Below are 18,744 nucleotides of genomic sequence, written 5' to 3'. Positions count from 1 at the left end.
TGCAGGCCCGGCCTCAGCCGAGCACGAAGGGGTTGGCGCGGTTGGGCTTGGTGGTGATCCAGACGCTCTTGGTCTGGAGATATTCCTTGATCGCCTCCACGCCGCCCTCGCGGCCGAGGCCGGAGCGCTTGTAGCCGCCGAAGGGCGTGGTGAAGCTGGTGGAGCGGTAGTTGTTCACCCACACCGTCCCGGCGCGCAGCCGGTCCACGCACTGCATCGCGCGGTGCAGGTCGCGCGTCCACACGCCGGCCGCCAGACCGAACTCGACGTCGTTGGCGATGCGCAGCGCGTCCTCCTCGTCCTCGAAGGGGATGACGCAGAGGACCGGGCCGAACACCTCTTCCTGGGCGATGCGCATGTCGTTGCGGACGCCGGTGAAGATGGTCGGCGCCACGAACTGCCCCTGGCCGTACTCCGCTCCCGACAGGGCGTGGCCGCCGAGCGCGCAGACCGCGCCCTCCGCCTTGGCCATCTCGATCATCCGCAGGATCTTCTCCCACTGCGCGCGGGTGGCGATGGGTCCGATCTGCGTGTCCATCTTCGACGGATCGCCGATGCGCGCCTCGCCCGCCGCCGCGACCAGCTTCGCGACGAAGGCGTCGTGGATGGTCTTCTGCACCAGCAGGCGCGAGCCGGCCATGCAGGTCTGGCCCGAGGCGCCGAACACGCCGGAGATGGCGCCCTTCACCGCTTGGTCGAGGTCGGCGTCGTCAAAGACGATGTTCGGCGACTTGCCGCCCAGTTCCAGCGTCACCTTCTTCAGGCCCGGCGCCGCCGCTTCGTTGACGCGCTGGCCGCCGATGTCGCCGCCGGTGAAGGCGACCTTGGCGGTCAGGCGATGGCGGACCAGCGGCTCGCCGACCTCGCCGCCGAAGCCGGTGACGACGTTGACGACACCGCGCGGGAAGCCCGCCTCGTGGGCCAGCTTCGCCAGCTCCAGGATGGAGGCGGAGGTGTATTCCGACGGCTTGATGACGATGGTGTTCCCGGCGGCCAGGGCCGGGGCCATCTTCCAGGTGGTCAGCGCCAGCGGCGAGTTCCACGGCGTGATGGCGACGACGACGCCGAGCGGCTCGTACTTCACGTAGTTGAACACGTCGGCCTTGTTGATCGGCACGACGGCGCCCTGAACCTTGTCGGCGAGGCCGGCGTAGTAGTGGAACCACTGGGCGACGTTGCGCACCTGCCCGCTGACCTCGGCCATCAGCTTGCCGTTGTCGCGCTGCTCGATGGCGCCCAGCCGGTCGACGTTGCGCTCGATCAGCTCGGCCAGACGGCGCAGCAGGGCGCCGCGCTGGGTCGCGGTCAGCCCGGCCCATTCCGGAGCCAGGAAGGCGCGGTGCGCCGCTTCGATCGCGCGATCGGCGTCGCCCTGCGTCCCGCGCGGAATCTCCGCCCACACCCGCCCCGAATAGGGCTCCGTCGATTCGAACCACTCGTTGGACACCGGATCGCACCAGTCCCCGTCGATGAACAGCCTGTAGCGTTCCACCCTTCGCCTCGCAGAAGTTCTGTTAGATAGAACCATGTTTCATCTAAGAGAACATAGGCGTACTAAATGCGTCAACCCCGAACCGTTCGTCCTCCCACTTTTTTCCGCCCCGGCCATCCTTGACGTCCGACGGTTGTGTCGGGGAAAAATGCGCGCTAAGGCTGCCAATGGCCAAGGCCGCCAGGCTGCCAATGAAGGATGCGATATGACCGACGCAAAGCCCAAGACGACCATGGCCACGACCACAGCCACGACCACGGCCTCCGCCGGCGGGGTGGAGGCCGTCGACCGGGCGCTGAGCATCGTCGGCTGCTTCCAGGCGGGCGATCACGCGCTGAGCTTGACGGAGATCGCGGCGCGGACCGGGCTCTACAAGAGCACCATCCTGCGGCTGACCGTGTCCCTGGAGAAGGCCGGCTATCTCGTCCGCCACCAGGACAAGTCCTACCGGCTCGGCCCGGAGCTGATGCGGCTGGGCGGGCTCTACCAGCGTTCCCTGCGGTTGGAGGACCATGTCCGGCCGGTGCTGCGCCAGCTGATGCGCGAGAGCGGGGAGAGCGCGTCCTTCTTCCGGCGCGAAGGGGCGTGGCGGATCTGCGCGTTCCGCGAGGATTCGACGCAGGCGATCCGCGACCACGTCCACGAAGGCGACCGCCTGCCCCTGGACCGAGGGGCCGCCGGCCATGTGCTCCTCCGCTTCGCCGGAGCGGTGTCGGCGGAGGACTTCGCCGCCCTGCCCCTGCTGTCCTTCGGCGAGCGCGAATCCGAAACCGGCGCCGCCGCCGTTCCGGTCTTTTCCCAGCGGGAGGGGCTGGTCGGCGCCCTGACCCTGTCGGGCCCACTGACCCGCTTCACCGAGGAGCGGGTGGCGGTGATGATGCCCCTGTTGCTCGCGGCCGGCCACCGGCTGTCGGAGACTCTGGGCGGGCATTACCCGAACTGAGGGCCGTCAGGGATCGGGCGGCGGCGGCTGGATGGCGCTCATGCCGCCCTCAGAACTGCCAGTTCGCGGGGACCCAGGCATAGCCGCCGTCGGTCTTGAGCATCCGGCCGAGGCCCGGAAACGGAAAATGGAACCCCAGCACCGGAATGCGGTCGGCGGCAGCCCGGTCGAAGATGCGCCGGCGCGAGGCGAGCGCGGTGTCCTTGTCGCGATCGGGTCCGGGACGCCAGGGGTTGTCGACGTTGACGACCGGGTGGTAGGCGAGGTCGGCGGTCAGCAGCAGCTGGTCGTTTCCGGAATGGACGAGGAAGGTCGCCATGCCCGGCGTGTGGCCGGAGGCGACGATCGTCGTGAGGCCCGGCACGATCTCCGCGCCCGCCTCATAGAGTTCGACCGCGTTCCCGACCGGTTCGAGGCTGCTCTTGATCGCGGCGGCGAAGCGCCGGCGGAAATCCTCCGGAACGGGCATGTAGGACAGGTCCGGATCGTTGCGGACGAAGAAATCCCAATCCGCCCGCGGCACGAAGACGGTGGCGCGGGGGAACGCCCGGCCGCCGGTCGCGGTCCTGAGATTGCCGACATGGTCGGGATGGGTGTGCGAGATCACGATGGCGTCGATGTCGGCGGGACCGAGCCCGATCGCCGCGAGGTTCTGAAAAATCCGCCCGCCGTTCGGCCCCATCGTCGCGCCCGCGCCGGCCTCGACGAGGATGCGGCGTCCGCCGGTTTCGATCAGAAGGGTGTTCAGATTCAACGTCATGTGGTCCGTCGGCAGGAAGGCGCGCCGCAGCACCTCCTGAAGCTCCGCTTCGGGCGCGTCGCTCGCGTAGACGCGGGGTGGACCGCCGATCACGCCGTCGCTCAACACCGTCGCGCCGATGTCGCCGACCCGGAAACGGTAGTGGCCGGCGTTGCCGGTCGCGAGCGTTGTCGGCGGCGCCGGCGTCACCTGCGCGGACGCGCCCGCCCCACCACCCGGAACGAACAGGGTCGATGCGCCGACGGCCGCGGACAGCATGATCCGGCGTCGGTTCAGAGTGAGGGCATTCATCGGTGGTTCCTCCCAGGTGGGGCGCCCGCTTCCCGCCACGGGACCGGGGGTGACCGGTGACGGACGGCGATCCGGGCGCGACGATCAACCGCAGATCGACCATGACACGGCAGGATTGCGCTGATAAGCTCGCCAAATGTGATCGGCTTGATTAGGCCAGCTTCGCAATGAACCCCATTCGCTTGGACAGCTTCGACGTGTTCGCGGCGATCGTGCGCTGTGGCGGCTTCCGCGCGGCGGCGCTCGAACGGGGAGTCTCGTCATCGGCCTTGAGCCAGACGATGAACGCCCTGGAGGAGGCGCTGGGCATCCGGCTGCTCAACCGGACGACGCGGAGCGTATCGCCGACGGAGGCCGGGCAGCGCCTCCTCGATCGCCTGGCTCCGGCGCTGAGCGACATCCAGCTTGCGATCGCCGAGGTCGGCGAGTTGCGGGACAGCCCATCGGGAACGCTGCGGATCAACGCGCCGGCGCCCGCCGTCGATCATCTCCTCTGTCCGCTGGTCTTCGACTTCATGGACGCCTACCCCGAGGTGAGGATCGAGATCATCAGCGACGCCGCGGTGATCGACATCGTGGAGCAGGGGTTCGATGCCGGCGTCCGGTTCGGCAAGCAGCTGGCGCAGGACATGATCGCGGTCCCGTTCGGACCGTCGCTCCGATACGCGATCGTCGCGTCACCGGATTACATCGCGCGGCAGGGGCTGCCGGTGACACCCCACGCCCTGGTCTACCATGATTGCATCAGGCGGAGATTTCCCGGCGGGACCCTCGTCACATGGCGCTTCGCCCGTGGGAGCGACGCGCTGGAGGTCACACCCGCCGGACGCCTGACGGTCAGCACGGTGCACAACGAGCTTCAGGCCGCCCTGGCCGGCCGGGGCATCGCCCACGTCCTGGACGACTATGCGAAACCCCACGTCCGGGACGGTCGGCTGGTGGAGCTTTTCCCGGAGTGGAGCCCCACCTTGCCGCACTGGTTTCTGTATTACCCGAACCGCCGCCTTCCGAGCGCGGCCATGCGGGCGTTCCTCGATCACATGAAGGGCTACAACTGGCGGGCCGGGGATCAGGCCAGCTTCTGAACGACGGTCGCGATGCTGGAGCCCAGGTCACCCAGCGTCTTGACCGTCGAGCCATACTCATCCGCGTATTTCTTGAGAATCGTCTTCCAGTCGGCGTTTGGAATCGCGTCGTAGGTGGACGGGTCGAATGCCCGCCGCGCTCCGTCGATCATCGCGTCCAGACGCTTCAGGTCGGTGCGGGCTCCGTTCAGCAAGGGGGTGAGGCGGTCGATCAAATCCTTGTACTGCTTCACCTTCTTGACGAGAGCCAGGATGGAGGCATCCTCGGTGACGGCGATTCCGTCAATCTTCTTCTGACTGAGGATGCGCTCCACGTCTTCGTACTTGGCTTCCGCCGCCCGAAGCTGCCGCTCCAGCTTGTTCACCGACTCCGCCATGAGGTAGCGCCGGCTCTCGGCCCGCTCGACCACCTTCATCGCCTCCTGCGCGCCGCTCCGGTGTTTCGCCACGGCGCTTTGCAAGGCGACCACCTCGTCCGCGCCGTCGTTGAAACTGTCGTAGGCGGCCTTCCCTTCCTTGACCACGTCGAGCGTGATCTTGGCGCCCGCCACGACCAGCGGCAGCGCCGCGCCCCCGGTCAGCACCGTGGCCGTGATGGCGAGGGCCGTCGCCGTCAGAGCGAGGGCGATCTTTCCCACCGTCTTGGCGTAGACCTTCCACTTCATGTCTTCGAGCATCTTGCGCACGGCCGCGTCCAGGCCGGCGAAGGCCTTCTTCTCGATCAGCTTCATGACCGTCGCGATGCCGCCGACGATCCCCCCGAAGCGGTCGGCGGCCCGCTGCTCCATGGTGTTGTTGATCGTGTTCAAAAACAAAAACAGGTTGCGGCCGTCGATCTCGTGCTTCGCGATCTTCTGATCCCACGCCTGAATTTGCTTCTTTATTTCGGCAACCGTCTTCTCTTCGGTCTTCATCAACTCCTGAATGGCGTCGCGCACATTCTTGTTGAAAAGATCGACCACCTTCTTCGGTATCGGCTTTCCCGACGGGTCCGTTTTCGGAGAGTCCCAGGAAAACTCGACATCCACCTTGTTGTTGTTTCCGGAAAATTCGAAATATTTGTATTTTCCGTACTCGTAGGAGAACTTTATCGACTGGTCCGCCATGCTGTCCATCCTTCCACTGCAAAATGCTGCAAGGCGTCGTCCAGCCGGGAAGACAGCCGCGACAACAGGGTGATGTCCCGATGAAAACAGCGGAAGAAGAATTGCCTCCAGTTGGGATCAAACACGTTCGCGACCCCAGCATTTTTGCACGGGATGATATCTCAGGGCTTGGTTGATCCGCCGGCCATGGACCGGAGTGGACTCCCGGCGCCGCCGGCAAACCAGACGCTCAGAGTCCGTCAGCGCGTTCCGTCGCTTCGCCACCAACCGGCCGGTGGCGCGCGCCTGCCCACGTCAGCATCGCAGCGGTGCTGAATGCTGCTCCCAGCATCGAAACGCCGTACCAGCCGGCATGGGCGTAGGCCATGGTCGCGGCACTTGCTCCCATGGCACTGCCAACCGAATAGAAAACCATGTAGCCACCGATGAGACGGCTGCGTGCCGTCGGGTGGCGAGCGACGATGATGCTCTGGTTGGTGACGTGGACCGCCTGCACGGCAAGATCGAGCAGGACAACGCCGATCAGCAGAAGCGGAATGGACGACGGCAGAAACGCAATCAGCCCCCATGACAGCAGCAGGAGCGTGAGAGACAGTGCCGTCGTCCATTCGCCGAGACCGCGGTCCGCAAGGCGTCCCGCGCCGGTCGCGGCTGCCGCCCCTGCCAGACCGACCAGACCGAACAGTCCGATCTGCGTGTGCGAATAGTGGAAAGGAGCGTTGCTGAGCGGCAGAACCAAGCTTGTCCAGAACGTGCTGAAGGTCGCAAAGATCAGCAGAGCGAGAAGACCGCGCGTCAGCAAAACCCGGTCACGCAGAAACAGGGCGGGAATGGAATGCAGCGTCTCGGCGTAGCTGTCGGTGCTGCCCGGCAACGGAGTGCGCGGCAGAACACGCGTCAGCAGCCCGACCATAGCGGCCATCAGAATGGCCGATGTCAGATAGACCACCCGCCAGCCGCCGAGGTCGGCGAGCAGCCCGGCGACAAAGCGGGCGGCAAGGATGCCGATGACGACGCCGCTCGTCACCGTGCCAACCGCCCTGCCGCGTTCGGCGGGCGTTGCCAGCGTCGCGGCGAAGGCGACCAGAACCTGCACCACGACGGCGAGCAGGCCCATCGCGGCAAGGCCGGTGAACAGAACCCCTTCGGTTTTCGCTGTCGCTACAGCGACCAACGCGATGATCGATAGAAGGCCCTGGCCGATGACAAGCCGACGACGGTCAAGCAGGTCGCCGAGTGGTACGATGAAAATCAACCCCAGCGCATAACCAACTTGGGTCAGTGTCACGACAAGGCCGATGGCAGCCGGCGAAATCCCAAAATCCCTCGCGATCGCGTCGAGCAATGGCTGAGCGTAATAGACGTTTGCCACACTGAGGCCGGCGGCAACGGCAAAGATCAGCGTCGCAACTCTTGATAACCCGCCATCCGGCTGGCGCCGCACCCTTGGTCCGCTTGCGTTTTGCATCGTGATCCCGTTCGTGAAACCAATCTGGTTTCATATCGAGACCACTTGCGCGCATGGATTTCCAGTTCTATTTTAGGACCGGATTTGCGCGGTGGAGACCGGGGTCATGGTCAAGCGGGTCAGTCTTTGGGATGCGGGTTGCCCGGTGGCGCGCGCGCTCGATGTCATCGGCGATTGGTGGTCGCTGCTGATCATTCGCGACGCCTTCGACGGAGTGCGACGATTCAACGAGTTTCAGACCGGCCTTGGCATTGCCAAGGGAATGTTGGCAACCCGGCTGCGCGATCTGACCGAGCGCGGCATTCTGGAGACCGCGCCGGCTTCGGACGGCAGCGCCTACAAGGAATATGTCCTGACCGAAAAGGGGCGCGGCCTTTTTCTCGTTATCGTCGCGCTGCGCCAGTGGGGTGAAGACCATCTCTATGGCCCTGATGAACCGCGGTCCTCGTTGATCGCCGCTGAAACGGGTGCCCCGGTCGCCCGGCTGGAGCTGCATGCAGGAGACGGGCGGGTTCTGACATGGGACGATACAGAGGTGATAAAGATCAACCCAATATGATCGATTGACGATCTTGGGGGGCCCAGCGGACGTCGCCGCAAAATGGCTGATGAGCCCTGGATTCCCGCTTTCGCGGGAATGACGGCACCGGGGGAGTCCACGGCGCGGCAGCCTTTCCAAACGGGCTTTCATGGCTTGATTGATCATGGCTTGGTTGATCCGCCGGCCACGCGATCCACCGGATGGACCGCGCGGCCATGGACCCGAGCGGACTCTAAAGCGAACTTCCGTTCGCTTTAGAGTCTTATCGCCTCATTCGCCGGCTCTCAGCGGATGCCGATGGCATCCGCCTGCCGCCAGCGGGAACTCTGTTCCCGCGAGAGGCGGGCTCCGGTCGCATGCGCGACCGGGACCGCCGTCGCGGTCCAAAGCGGATTGCAATCCGCTTTAGAGCAGGTCCTCGATCCGGATCGGCAGATGCCGGATTCTCCTCCCGGTCGCGTTGTGGACGGCGTTGACGATGGCCGCCGCCGCACCGACCATGGCCACCTCGCCGAGCCCTTTGACGCCCGACAGGTTGAGGCGGGTGTCCGGCTCGTCGATGAAATCGACGTCGATGGCGCCAATGTCGGCGTTGACCGGCACGACATACTCGGCAAGGTCGTTGTTGAGAACGCCGCCGAACCGCGGATCGATCTCGGCGGCCTCGCGCAGGGCGGCGCCGATGCCCCAGACCACGCCGCCCCGGACCTGGCTTTCCGCCGTGCGGCGGTTCATCACCCGTCCGCAATCGGCGACGCTGACGACCCGCCGGACCCGCACGCGTCCCGTCGACGGTTCGACATGGACTTCGGCGAAATGCGCGATCCAGCTGAAGGCCAGGAAGTCGGGGTATTCGGGGCCGGTCGTCACCGGCATGCCCCGGCGCAACTGCTCGATCGCCTGCCGGTCCTTGCCGAGCGGCACGGTATCGACAGACACCTCCAGATAAGGGCGGCGGGTCCGGGCAAGCTGAACAGGGACGGGCTCGTCCGACAGCGCCGCGCCGGTCAATTGGCTCAATTCCTCGCGCAGCTTCAAGGCGGCGGCCCGCGCCGCCGGGGCCGCACTTCCCGCGCCCCAGGAACCCGCGGTGAGGTGCTGGGGGGCGTGGCCGGTGTCGCCGATCCGGATGTCGAGCTTATCGGGATCGACGCCGAGGACGTCGATCAGCTCCGCGGCGATGACGCTCCGGATCCCCTGCCCCATTTCGTGGCCGGACGTCGCGATGCGGCATTGGCCGCCGGCCGAAAGCCGCAGCGTGGTGACGGAGGGCGTCATCGCGGCCTTGTAGCTGCCGCAGGCGACACCGAGGCCGATGCGGTCGCCGTTTCCGGCGACCAGGGCGCCCGGCTGGTTCGTCCAGCGGTCCCAGCCGAACCGCGCGGCCCCGCGCCTCAGGCAGTCCGCGAGATGGCGGGACGAGAAGGGTTTGCCGGTGATCGGGTCACGCTGGGTGTCGTTGGCGAGGCGCAGCGCGACGGGGTCCATGCCGAGCGCCCCGGCGAGTTCGTCGAGCGCGCATTCGGTGGCGTGGCTGGCCGGATGCTCGTGCGGGGCGCGCTGGTGGCCGGGGGTCTGGGTGTCGACCCGGACGATGCGCTCGCTTCCCCGCCACGCGCCATACCCATACATGCGCGGCGGAGTGGCGCCGTGATCGCTGGCGAAGCCGTCATACCGGCTGTTCTGCTGCACCGTTTCATAAATGCCGGCGAGCAGGCGGCCGTCACCGTCGGCGGCGAGCCGGACGCGATGCCGGCTTTGCGGGCGGTAGGACGCCGTGTGGAACAGCTGGCCCCGCGGCATGACGAGCTTGACCGGGCGGCGCAGGAGCAGGGCGGCGCTCGCCACCAGCACGCTCTGCTCCTGAACGCCGTTCTTCTGGCCGAACCCTCCGCCCGTGTAGGGGCTCACGCCGCGCAGCGCCTGCGGCTCCATCCCCATCATGCCGGCCAAGCCGCCGGCGAAGGCCGCGGCAGATTGCGTTCCCTCGTAAATCCGCAGCGTGCCGTCCTCGAAGGCGGCGGTGGTCGAGATCAGCTCGATGGGGTTGTGATGCTGCTGGGGATGCCGATACTCCACGTCGATGGTGTGGACGGCGGCGGCGAAGGCGGCCTCGGCGTCGCCGGACGCGAGCTGGCCGACGGCCTCCGGCTCGGGGCTCGCAAGGTCATCGTCCATCCGTGCGCTGAAGGGGTCCTCGGCGTAGCGCACCGTCACCGCTTCGGCGCCCTCGACCACCGCCTCCAGCGTTTCGGCGACCACCAGGGCGACGGGCTCGCCGCGGTGGCGGACCTGCGGGGCGGTCATGGGCTGGTAGCCCTTTCCCGGCTGCCCATAGGCGCCGCGGGCCGCGGGCGTCGTCCGGATCTGCGAAAAATCAGCATGGGTGAAGACGCGCACGACGCCCGGAACCTGCAGGGCCGCCGCCGTGTCGATGGACAAAATCCGCCCCTTGGCGATCGTCGCGGGCACGGTCATCGCGTGCAGCAGCCCGGGAAAGGGCTGGTCTGCGGCGTACAGGGCACGGCCGAGCACCTTCTCATGGGCGTCGATCCTGGGACGGTCCGCGTTGCGGTTCGGCGTCATTGGCTCTTGCTCCCGGCGTTGATGATGGCGTCGGCAAGGGTCCGCGCGCCGAGTTCGATCTTGAAGGCGTTGTGGCGGCCGGCCCGGGCCTCGGCGAACGCCGCCCTGGCGGCCTCCAGCGCCCGCTCGCGATCCAGGGTTTCCCCGCGCAGGAGAGCCTCGGCCGGACGCGCGCGCCAGGGCACGGTGGCGACCCCGCCGAGCGCCACATGCGCCTGCCGCACGCGATCGCCGTCCATCTCCAGCGCCACCGCGGCGGACACCAGCGCGAAGGCGTAGGATTCGCGGTCGCGCACCTTCAGATAGGTGGAGTTCCGGCCGGCGGCGGTCTTCGGCACCGAAATGCCGGTGACGATCTCCTCGCGGCCGATGGTGAATTCGAGGTGAGGCGTCCGGCTGGGCGGCCGGTAGAGTTCGGCGATCGGGATCACCCGCGGTCCGTCGAGGCCCTGCAGCTCGATCGCGGCGTCCATCGCCATCAGCGCAACGGGCCAGTCCCCGGGCGACACGGCGTTGCACGCCGCGCTCGCCCCCAGCACGGCCTGGGAGCGATCCATCCCGCCGATGGCGGCGCAGCCGGAGCCCGGTTCCCGCTTGTTGCACGGGTAGGCGCCGTTCGCGCCGTTCCGGAAATAGGGACAGCGCGTCCGCTGCAGCAGGTTGCCGCCGACGGTCGCCATGTTGCGCAGCTGCTGGGAGGCCGCCTTCGACAGGCTCTCCGCCAGCACCGGATAATCGTCGCGCACGACCGGGTGTTCGGCGACGTCCGCCATCAGCGCCGCGCCACCGAAGAACAGCCGGTCGCCGTCGGTGTCGATGCGGTTGGCGCCATCGAGGTCGGCGATGTCGATCAGATGCGCCGGCTTCTCGATGCCGAGCTTCATCAGGTCGTAGAGATTGGTGCCGCCGGCGATGTAGCGGGCGCTTTCGCCGGCCGCGACGAAGGCCTCGATCGCCTCACGGGCCGTTCGGACCTGGACGTAGGACAAGGGCTTCATGGCTCAGCTCCTCTCGATCTGGGGAGCGGCCTGTTCGATCGCCGCGACGATGCCGACATAGGCGCCGCAGCGGCAGATGTTTCCGCTCATGTGTTCCTTGATCTGCTCCGGCGTCGACGCGTGCCCCTCCTTGACGCAGGCGATCGCGGCCATGATCTGGCCGGGCGTGCAGTATCCGCATTGCAGGGCGTCGTGATCGATGAAGGCCTGCTGCATGGGATGAAGACCGTTCGCCCCGGCGATGCCTTCGATGGTGGTCACGTCGCGGCCATCGGCCTTGGCGGCCATCGTCAGACAGGAGGCGACCCGGCGGCCGTCCAGATGGATTGTGCAGGCGCCGCATTGACCGTGGTCGCAACCCTTCTTCGCACCGACGAGGCCCAGCCGCTCGCGCAGCAGGTCCAGCAGGGACGCCCGGGCATCGATGTCCAACGCCGTCGGGCGGCCGTTGACGCGGAAGGACAGGTGGACCGTCATGCCGTTCTCCGGTGAAGGTTGCGGACCGGCTTGCTGGGCGAGCGCGGCGGTGGGCAGCATCGCGCCGGTCAACGAAACGATGGTCCCGGCCTCCAGAACCTGCCGGCGGGTGAGGTCGAAAGCTTGCCTGTCTTGCGGGTCCGGCATCGGAACTCCCTCGATTGATTGCATCATGTCGGCCGCCGGCCGTGGGCCGGACGGGCGCCTTGGGATCGCAGGTCATTGAGAGTGGTTCGCGAGGACCGGAAGAATAAGGCGCCTCATCCTGACCGGACTGGTAAGCTGTCCTTTGCAATCAGACGGGGATGGTGAGGCGGGCCATGCCGGCGGGTGCTCACGCGGCAATTCAGGCGGTTCAGGCGGCAAACCTCGATGGCGTCACTGGACGCGCGTCCACTCGATTTGGATGCGCGTGCCTTCCGGCCGTTGGAAATGTTCGGTCATGCGGTCCCCGACCACGATGAGTTTGAGCTGTTCCCGAGTGCGGGTGCTGCCAACCCAGTTCGGAAATGTCGCCCCCTCGACGTGATTTCCGCTGAATTCGCCTTTTTCATCAACGGTATAGGTCCCGAAGAAACCGATGCCGCGGGTCATCGCCATGCGGTTTTCATCGTCGGTTCCTTCGCCACGGGCACCGCGCCACGCAGGGTCTGGCCCGTCACGCCGACACCGACCAGAAGCGCCAGCAGCATGGAAAAGCCAAAGGAGGTGCCTGCGCCGGATTCTTCGAGCCAGAACAGGGCGGACGTCCTGGTCAAATCCTCCGGCGTCGCCACGCCGTAGGTCTGCATCCCACCGGCGGCCTCCAACTCGCGCCGGACCTGTTCGACATCGAAGCGGGGATCGAGCTTCAACAGGAAATACGGAGGCCCGCTGCTGGTCCAGTCCGCGTTGATCCGCCGGAGGGATTCGGCCGAGGTGACGACAAGCGGCATGAGATTGCTGCGGAATCCGCGAACGAAACCACCGACCGTCACGCGCTTTCCGGCGATCTCCGCGGTTCCGCCGATGGTTGCTCCCAGCTTGGCCGCGTCGGCCTGGTCTACCAGCACCGTCTCGGGATTCGCCAGGACCGCCAGCGTGTCTTCCGCAATGCCCTCAAGCCCGCGGAGCGCACCCGGCTGGATGGTGACGCCGACGATCATGACGTTCTGCCGCGCGCCATCCCCGGTCCGCCAGTCGGTGTATCCGAGGCTCATCTCGCGAATCTCCCGAACGGCGGGATGCGACCAGAACAGACCTTCGACACGGGCCGGAACGACGGTCGACTGGTCCCAACTCTGAATGTTCGGGGCGGTGATCCACAAATCCGCCTTGGACCGCGTGAGCGGGAGGGTGAAGGCGTCAAGCTGGCCCAGCAGCAATCCAACCTGGACCAGAATCAGCAGACCGGAGAAGGCCAGCGTCAGGATCGCCGCGGCGAACCGCCTCCATTCATGCACAAGATTTTGTCGAGCAAGCGAAACCATCAATTGTCCCCGGGCAACGTACCCGGACCAAGTGCCATCCGGTCGTGGAGGGACGATCCATCGATTGTGAAGATTGTGCGGAGACGGGGTTCCCCGGGGTCAAATGGGCGAACCGACCCGGCCTTGATGGAAGCTCCACGAAATCTGCACACAGCGATGGAAGGTTGACCGCCAAGCCGCTGCCTGCGTGGTGCGACGCAGCGGCCTTCCCTCAAGGACTCGATACAGATGACCACTGTTCTTTTGACCGGCGCCACGGGCTTCATCGGCGGCGCCACTCTCGCTCACGGCCTCTCCCATGATTCGGATGGGCGTTGGATCTGTCTTGTGCGGGGTAAGGGGGAACCGCAAGCCCGCACCCGGCTTGTCGAAAACCTGACCCGTTTCATAGGCGCCGATGCCGCCCGCGCGGCCATTCAGCGGGTCGAGATCGTCGTCGGCGACATCACCGATCCGGCAAGCCTCGAAGACCGGCGTCTGGACGCCGTGACCCACCTCCTGCATCTCGCCGCCGACACCTCCTTCCGTGCGCAGGAGCATTGCCAACTCGTCAATGTCGAGGGCACCAGGGCCCTGGCCGCGCGGGCGCGGCGTATGCCGCATCTGCACCGCTTCCTCTATAGCGGAACCGCGATGATCTGCGGCCGCAACCCTCCGCCCGTGGTCCAGGAATCCGATGCTCCGGCGGACGCAACGCAGCACCTCGTTCCCTATACCCGCACCAAGGTCGCCGCCGAGGCCATGCTCAGGTACAGCCGGTTCGATGACGGAGACTGGAAGACGCTGCGGGCGCGTTTCCAAGCGGTCTTCGGCCTCAATCGGCCGATCGAGGTCGCCATGCTGCGGGCGATGCGCGCTTATTACCAGTTCAGCACACTCGGCGTCGTCTTTGCCAACGAGCGGCTGACTGAGCCTCCTCCGAATCGGTGGACACCTTTGTTAAGCTCCCGCGGGGAGCGGAGAGGTGGACATGACGACGAAACGGCGCTTCTTCACGGACGAGTTCAAGCGGGAAGCCGTGGCCCTGTTGGAAAGCAGTGGCCGGCCCCTGGAGCATGTTGCCAAGGACTTGGGCATCCAGCCGTCGATGCTGCGCACGTGGCGGCGGCGCGTTTCCGGGCCAGGGGGGCCGGCGCAGCTCCCCACCAGGCAAGCGCCGGCCCCCCTGGCCGCCGGCGATCAATCGGCGGAAATCGCGCGCCTGAAACGCGAACTGGATCGCGTCCGCATGGAACGAGACATATTAAAGAAAACTGTGAGCATTTTCTCGGAGCCTCTGAAATGAGGTTCCGGATCGTTGAGGATTGCCGCGACGAATACCCGGTTCGGGTGCTCTGCGATGCGCTCGGCGTGTCGCCGTCCGGCTACTATGCTTGGCGCACGCGACCGGAGAGCCCGCGTCAGGCGGCGAACCGGCAATTGCTCGATGACATCCGGCGGCTTCACGCCGATCACCGCGAGCGCTATGGAGCGCCGCGCATCCATGCCGCCCTGCGGGCACAGGGCCGGACCGTCAGCCGGGGGCGTGTCGAACGCCTCATGCACCGTCATGGTCTTCGCGCCCAGCGTCCCCGGGCCTTCCGGGTCTGCACCACCGACAGCAATCACGCCCTGCCGATCGCCCCCAACCTCCTGGACCGCAACTTCACTCCCACCGCTCCGAACCAGGTCTGGCTCACCGACATCACCTACGTGCCAACCGACGAGGGCTGGTTGTACCTGGCAGTGGTGCTGGATCTGTTCAGCCGCAAGGCGATTGGGTGGGCGATGCGCGATCATCTGCGCACCGAATTGCCGCTGGCGGCGCTCACCATGGCCCTCCAGCGCCAGCGGCCGGCCCCCGGCCTTCTGCACCCTTCCGACCGCGGATGCCAATACGCCTCGGCGGCCTACCGCAAGGCCTTGAAAAGCCACGGCATTACCCCGTCGATGAGCCGCAAGGGGAACTGCTGGGACAACGCGCCGATGGAAAGCTTCTTCGGGAGCCTGAAATCGGAACTCGTCCACCATCACCGGTACGCGACCCGTGAGGACGCCAAGCGGAACCTGTTCGGCTACATCGAAGGCTACTACAATCGCCAACGCCTGCACTCGGCGATTGGCTACATCACCCCTGAGCAGGCCGAGCGACAGGCCGCATAACCCGCTGTCCACTGCTTCAGGGGAAGCTCAATGTGAATTCTCAGCCCGGTTGTTGAGATACCGACTTTGCCGGTGCTCGACTCCGGGGATGATCTTCGCCTTGGCGGCGGCATAGGACCTGAGCTTGTCGGTGACGACCATACGTGGCACGTAGCGCAAGCCCTTCAGCAGCTTCTTGAAGAATCGCTTGGCGGCCTTGGTGTTACGCCGGCTCTGCACCAGGATATCGAGCACCGATCCGGGTTCCGTTGCAAAGTATGCCTGCCGCCGAAAGAGGGCGGATTTTAACCGATCTCCGCCCGCAGGCATACTTTTGCAACGGAACCAGCAAGGTGGCCGTCATACGGCCGGCGGCGCCCGCCAAGGCGAAGGTCATGCCGCTCAGTGCGATCACCGACACCCGCCGAGCTTCCAACTCGCATTAGGTTTCTAACAGGTCCAGCGTGCTGTGGCCCCAGCGCGACAGTTCGCTCTCCAGGACGACATCGATGTGCCGGGCCTGGGCGGATGCCCGCCAGCCGGCAAGCGCGGCCTTATCGACCCGAAAGGTCAGGCTGCCGCGCCGACGCAGCCCCGCTTTATTCGAGGAGCAATCCTAATCCGAGGCGCTACACCTCCAATCGAAAGCGATGTTTTCCCCACCTTCGCATTCTTGCCGGTTTTGCCCGTGCAGAGCACACTCATATGAAAATATGCTTTGAGCATTCATCCCTCGTAACGATGAATGTGACAAATGCTTGGAGGGCAATCATGAAGGCCGACTCCATCCCGCATCATGTCGTACTGGGGCGCGCGGACAGCGGTGAGGGCGAGAGCATGGCGGCCCACGGCGGTGCGGGTGTCTGCGCCGGTCACTACGGTGTCGTGGCATGGACACCGTCCATCGTCTTGGTTGACGGCTATGTCCACGACCTTCGACCGGAGCGGCGGGAACGCTACACGCTCCGGGTGTCCATGGATGGGCGCAGCCAAGCCGAGTGCGACGTGGACACTACCATGCCCTCTTCGCCACGAGGCGGGCGTCCTGATCAAGTCGACATTCCGACCTTGGCTCTGTATGTGCCCCCCAGACCGGTGCCACAACCCCAGGACATGCACTGGGAACAGCCCGATGCTGACCAACCCTACAATCTCCGGTGGGAACTCCACGGCGTCGACACCGAGCCGATGCTCAAAATGTACCTGACGTACCGGATCATTCCGGTGTGAGGACCAAGACACAGTCTTGAGCGTCGCTGATACTGCGAGTACAGGGAGGAAGCCCATGAAGGCTGTCGATCTGATGACCCCCAAGGTCATCACCATCGGCCCGGACGCGACCATTGCGGAAGCGGCCAGGATGATGCTGGACAATCGCATCAGCGGGATGCCGGTGGTGGATGCTGCGGGCCACGTTCTGGGCCTGATCAGCGAAGGTGACCTGCTGCATCGTGCCGAAATAGGCACCGCACGTCACCGCTCCTGGTGGCTGCGCCTGTTGAGCGGCGGCACCGAGCCGGCGGAAGACTTCATCAAATCCCACGCCCGCAAGGTTCGGGACGTGATGACCCCGAACGTCATCACCGTGGACGAAAGCGCCTCACCCGACGAAATCGTGCGGGTTCTGGAGACACGTCGGATCAAGCGGGTCCCGGTGGTGCGCAACGGCCGGCTTATCGGCATCATCAGCCGTGCCAACCTGCTGCGCGCGCTCGTCAGCGTCGCGTCGGAGCCGCCGCCGACTGCCGCGGACGACCGTGAGCTGTATGAGCGCGTGTTTTCCGCCGCCAAGGAACTGGCCTGGGATCCGCGCGCCCACGACGCCATCGTGGTGCGCAACGGCATCGTCCACCTCTGGGGCTTCGTCAGCACAGAATCACAGCGTGACGCCATCCGTGTTGCCGCTGAGGAGGTGCCCGGTGTCAAGGGCGTGGAGAACAACATCCAGGTCGTTGATCCTGTAGAAAGCGGCGCCTGGGGCGGAATAATCTAGGACAGTGCGACCCGACCGCATGGGGAGCATTGGGGGGGCCGGCGACATCATACGCGCCACCCCCTTACCCCACCCCCTCGGGTCTCGGATGGATCACCAGCCCCGATAAGTCCCCTCAAACAGATCTCCCATTGCCCGCCGCTGCAGGATCGTGAGCCGGAACTGCCGGCGGTGATGCTCCCGGTCATTGAGGATGTGGCATCGCTGGCACTACGCCGCGAGGTTCTTCGGCTTCACGTTGGGCGGGTCATGATCCCGGTGGCAGGCCGCCAGGATCACCTTGGTCTTCCGCATCCGGCAGGCATCGACCATGTCCGGCCAAACCGCTTCCTTGCCGCGGGCGTCCCTCCAGGTGTGCAACTCCGCATCGAACCAGCGGCCGTCAGGAAGCACCCGCAGCAGGCGACGCTCAAGGCCATCATCCTCGCGGGCCCCGATCCCAAGCGGCACGGCTGCGTGGAGTGGACCCTGCCGATCCTGTGCGAGGTGATCGCCGAACGCTTCGCCAAGACGCTGCATCCGGCCAGCCTCTCGCGCATCGTGCGCCGGCTGAACCTGTCGAAGCAGAAGACGCGGCCCCGTCACCCGCAGTCCGACGCCAAGGCCCAGGCCGCCTTCCAAAAAAGGGGCTGCGCGAAGCGCTGAAGGCTGCGGCGACCGCACACCCTGGGTGCCGCCTCCAACTCTGGTTCCAAGACGAAGCCCGCATCGGCCAGAAGGGCCGCACCGCGCATCGCTGGTGGGAGCGCGGGCAGCGTCCGGCCGGGCTGTGCGACAAGCGCTTCACCTCGGCTTACCTCTACGCCGCCGTCTGTCCGGCCAGCGGCGCCGACTTCGCGCTGGTGATGCCGACCATCTCCACGACCGCCATGAGCCTGTTTCTGGACGGCTTCTCCCGGAGCCTGGAACCGGACGTCCAGGCGGTGCTCGTGCTTGATCAGGCCGGCTGGCATGGAGCATGGGCGCTGGTTGTGCCACACAACATCACACTGGCGCCCCTGCCGCCCTACAGCCCTGAACTGAACCCGGTCGAGCGCGTCTGGCTGTACCTGCGCGAGCGCTTTCTGTCCCACCGCCTTCTGGACGACTACGACGCCGTCGTCCAGGCCTGCTGTAACGCATGGAACGCTCTCACCGTTACGCCCTAACGCCTACGCTCCCTCACTAGCTACCCATGGCTCCCGTGTGTCAGTGCTTAAGCTCGGCAGTATCAGGGGCCTTTTCGGACGTTTTGGGAACGCGGGAGGCTGTAACCAAAGCTGCTTAAAGTTCACACAGGCACCGGCTTCGGCTCCGTGGCTTTTTCGGTCTGACCTAAACCCATGGTTTCCTCGGTCATTGGCATAACCGCCTTACCAGGAAATTGGGGCTGCGCCAAACCTGGGGCAGCTTAACCGTTTCTCCATCATTGGAT

Annotated in this window: 16 protein-coding genes and 3 pseudogenes; 9 read left to right on the top strand and 10 right to left on the bottom strand. The window is 65.9% G+C overall.

Annotated elements, in window-relative coordinates; translation table 11 throughout:
- Nucleotides 1-13 precede the first annotated feature (13 nt).
- Nucleotides 14-1,492, bottom strand: coding sequence for an aldehyde dehydrogenase (locus ABAZ39_RS27105; protein WP_040137436.1), 1,479 nt, complete (start codon nucleotides 1,490-1,492; stop codon nucleotides 14-16).
- Nucleotides 1,493-1,697: 205 nt separating this feature from the next.
- On the opposite strand from ABAZ39_RS27105, the gene ABAZ39_RS27100 reads away from it, so the two are divergent.
- Complete coding sequence (locus ABAZ39_RS27100) at nucleotides 1,698-2,435, top strand: IclR family transcriptional regulator (protein ID WP_040137435.1); 738 nt, start codon at nucleotides 1,698-1,700, stop codon at nucleotides 2,433-2,435.
- A 49-nt stretch (nucleotides 2,436-2,484) separates the two neighbouring features.
- On the opposite strand, the gene ABAZ39_RS27095 is transcribed toward ABAZ39_RS27100, so the two are convergent.
- Nucleotides 2,485-3,486 (bottom strand): MBL fold metallo-hydrolase, encoded by a 1,002-nt coding sequence (locus ABAZ39_RS27095; RefSeq protein ID WP_040137434.1) that lies wholly within the window; start codon nucleotides 3,484-3,486, stop codon nucleotides 2,485-2,487.
- 167 nt (nucleotides 3,487-3,653) lie between these two features.
- Between ABAZ39_RS27095 and ABAZ39_RS27090 the strand changes: the two genes are divergently transcribed.
- The gene (locus ABAZ39_RS27090; protein ID WP_040137433.1) at nucleotides 3,654-4,571 is read left to right on the top strand and encodes a LysR family transcriptional regulator; all 918 of its coding nucleotides are present in this window, start codon (nucleotides 3,654-3,656) and stop codon (nucleotides 4,569-4,571) included.
- On the opposite strand, the gene ABAZ39_RS27085 is transcribed toward ABAZ39_RS27090, so the two are convergent.
- Nucleotides 4,556-5,677: a hypothetical protein gene (locus tag ABAZ39_RS27085; protein WP_081863420.1), complete on the bottom strand. Its 1,122-nt coding sequence runs from the start codon at nucleotides 5,675-5,677 to the stop codon at nucleotides 4,556-4,558. The genes ABAZ39_RS27090 and ABAZ39_RS27085 overlap by 16 nt on opposite strands.
- 229 nt (nucleotides 5,678-5,906) lie before the next feature.
- Nucleotides 5,907-7,145, bottom strand: coding sequence for an MFS transporter (locus ABAZ39_RS27080; RefSeq protein WP_040137431.1), 1,239 nt, complete (start codon nucleotides 7,143-7,145; stop codon nucleotides 5,907-5,909).
- Nucleotides 7,146-7,251: 106 nt separating this feature from the next.
- Here ABAZ39_RS27080 and ABAZ39_RS27075 point away from each other — a divergent pair, with 106 nt between their 5' ends.
- Complete coding sequence (locus ABAZ39_RS27075; RefSeq protein WP_014199103.1) at nucleotides 7,252-7,704, top strand: winged helix-turn-helix transcriptional regulator; 453 nt, start codon at nucleotides 7,252-7,254, stop codon at nucleotides 7,702-7,704.
- 387 nt (nucleotides 7,705-8,091) lie between these two features.
- Here ABAZ39_RS27075 and ABAZ39_RS27070 read toward each other — a convergent pair whose 3' ends face one another.
- From ABAZ39_RS27070 to ABAZ39_RS27050, 5 genes and pseudogenes are all read right to left on the bottom strand, one after another.
- Complete coding sequence (locus ABAZ39_RS27070; protein WP_040137430.1) at nucleotides 8,092-10,272, bottom strand: xanthine dehydrogenase family protein molybdopterin-binding subunit; 2,181 nt, start codon at nucleotides 10,270-10,272, stop codon at nucleotides 8,092-8,094.
- Nucleotides 10,269-11,270, bottom strand: coding sequence for an FAD binding domain-containing protein (locus ABAZ39_RS27065; protein ID WP_040137429.1), 1,002 nt, complete (start codon nucleotides 11,268-11,270; stop codon nucleotides 10,269-10,271). The genes ABAZ39_RS27070 and ABAZ39_RS27065 overlap by 4 nt, the downstream gene beginning before the upstream one ends.
- 3 nt (nucleotides 11,271-11,273) lie before the next feature.
- A complete protein-coding gene (locus ABAZ39_RS27060) occupies nucleotides 11,274-11,894 on the bottom strand; it encodes a (2Fe-2S)-binding protein (RefSeq protein ID WP_040137428.1) in 621 nt (206 codons plus the stop codon).
- Between the two features lie 231 nt (nucleotides 11,895-12,125).
- Nucleotides 12,126-12,380 (bottom strand): annotated as a pseudogene (locus tag ABAZ39_RS36310) (lipocalin-like domain-containing protein); the annotation flags it as partial.
- Entirely contained in the window at nucleotides 12,338-13,216 is an 879-nt protein-coding gene (locus ABAZ39_RS27050) for an ABC transporter permease (protein WP_160174869.1), read from the bottom strand. The gene ABAZ39_RS27050 and the pseudogene ABAZ39_RS36310, both read right to left, overlap by 43 nt.
- A gap of 228 nt (nucleotides 13,217-13,444) precedes the next feature.
- On the opposite strand from ABAZ39_RS27050, the pseudogene ABAZ39_RS35135 reads away from it, so the two are divergent.
- Both ABAZ39_RS35135 and ABAZ39_RS27035 read left to right on the top strand, forming a co-directional pair.
- A pseudogene (locus tag ABAZ39_RS35135) lies at nucleotides 13,445-14,050 on the top strand (SDR family oxidoreductase); the annotation flags it as partial.
- A gap of 136 nt (nucleotides 14,051-14,186) precedes the next feature.
- Nucleotides 14,187-15,358 (top strand): IS3 family transposase gene (locus ABAZ39_RS27035; protein ID WP_144243654.1). Its coding sequence is split into 2 segments (ribosomal slippage): nucleotides 14,187-14,472 and nucleotides 14,472-15,358, totalling 1,173 coding nucleotides; the frame shifts between segments, so codons are not numbered across the junction.
- A gap of 30 nt (nucleotides 15,359-15,388) precedes the next feature.
- Here the strand turns inward: ABAZ39_RS27035 and ABAZ39_RS27030 are convergent.
- Nucleotides 15,389-15,598 (bottom strand): annotated as a pseudogene (locus tag ABAZ39_RS27030) (DDE-type integrase/transposase/recombinase); the annotation flags it as partial.
- A gap of 510 nt (nucleotides 15,599-16,108) precedes the next feature.
- Here ABAZ39_RS27030 and ABAZ39_RS27025 point away from each other — a divergent pair.
- The 4 genes from ABAZ39_RS27025 to ABAZ39_RS37230 all read left to right on the top strand — a co-directional run bounded on the left by ABAZ39_RS27025 (nucleotide 16,109) and on the right by ABAZ39_RS37230 (nucleotide 18,478).
- Nucleotides 16,109-16,567 carry a hypothetical protein gene (locus ABAZ39_RS27025; RefSeq protein ID WP_040137422.1) on the top strand — a complete coding sequence of 153 codons (459 nt, stop codon included), beginning with the start codon at nucleotides 16,109-16,111 and terminating at the stop codon, nucleotides 16,565-16,567.
- Nucleotides 16,568-16,622: 55 nt separating this feature from the next.
- A complete protein-coding gene (locus ABAZ39_RS27020) occupies nucleotides 16,623-17,330 on the top strand; it encodes a CBS domain-containing protein (protein WP_040137421.1) in 708 nt (235 codons plus the stop codon).
- 174 nt (nucleotides 17,331-17,504) lie between these two features.
- Complete coding sequence (locus ABAZ39_RS27015; protein WP_081863374.1) at nucleotides 17,505-17,975, top strand: helix-turn-helix domain-containing protein; 471 nt, start codon at nucleotides 17,505-17,507, stop codon at nucleotides 17,973-17,975.
- Nucleotides 17,960-18,478 carry an IS630 family transposase gene (locus ABAZ39_RS37230; RefSeq protein WP_247881794.1) on the top strand — a complete coding sequence of 173 codons (519 nt, stop codon included), beginning with the start codon at nucleotides 17,960-17,962 and terminating at the stop codon, nucleotides 18,476-18,478. The genes ABAZ39_RS27015 and ABAZ39_RS37230 overlap by 16 nt, the downstream gene beginning before the upstream one ends.
- The last annotated feature ends 266 nt before the right edge of the window (nucleotides 18,479-18,744 follow it).

The organism is Azospirillum argentinense, assembly GCF_000632475.1.
In the GTDB taxonomy this organism is placed as follows: domain Bacteria; phylum Pseudomonadota; class Alphaproteobacteria; order Azospirillales; family Azospirillaceae; genus Azospirillum; species Azospirillum baldaniorum.
This window is presented reverse-complemented; position numbering and strand designations above follow the sequence as displayed.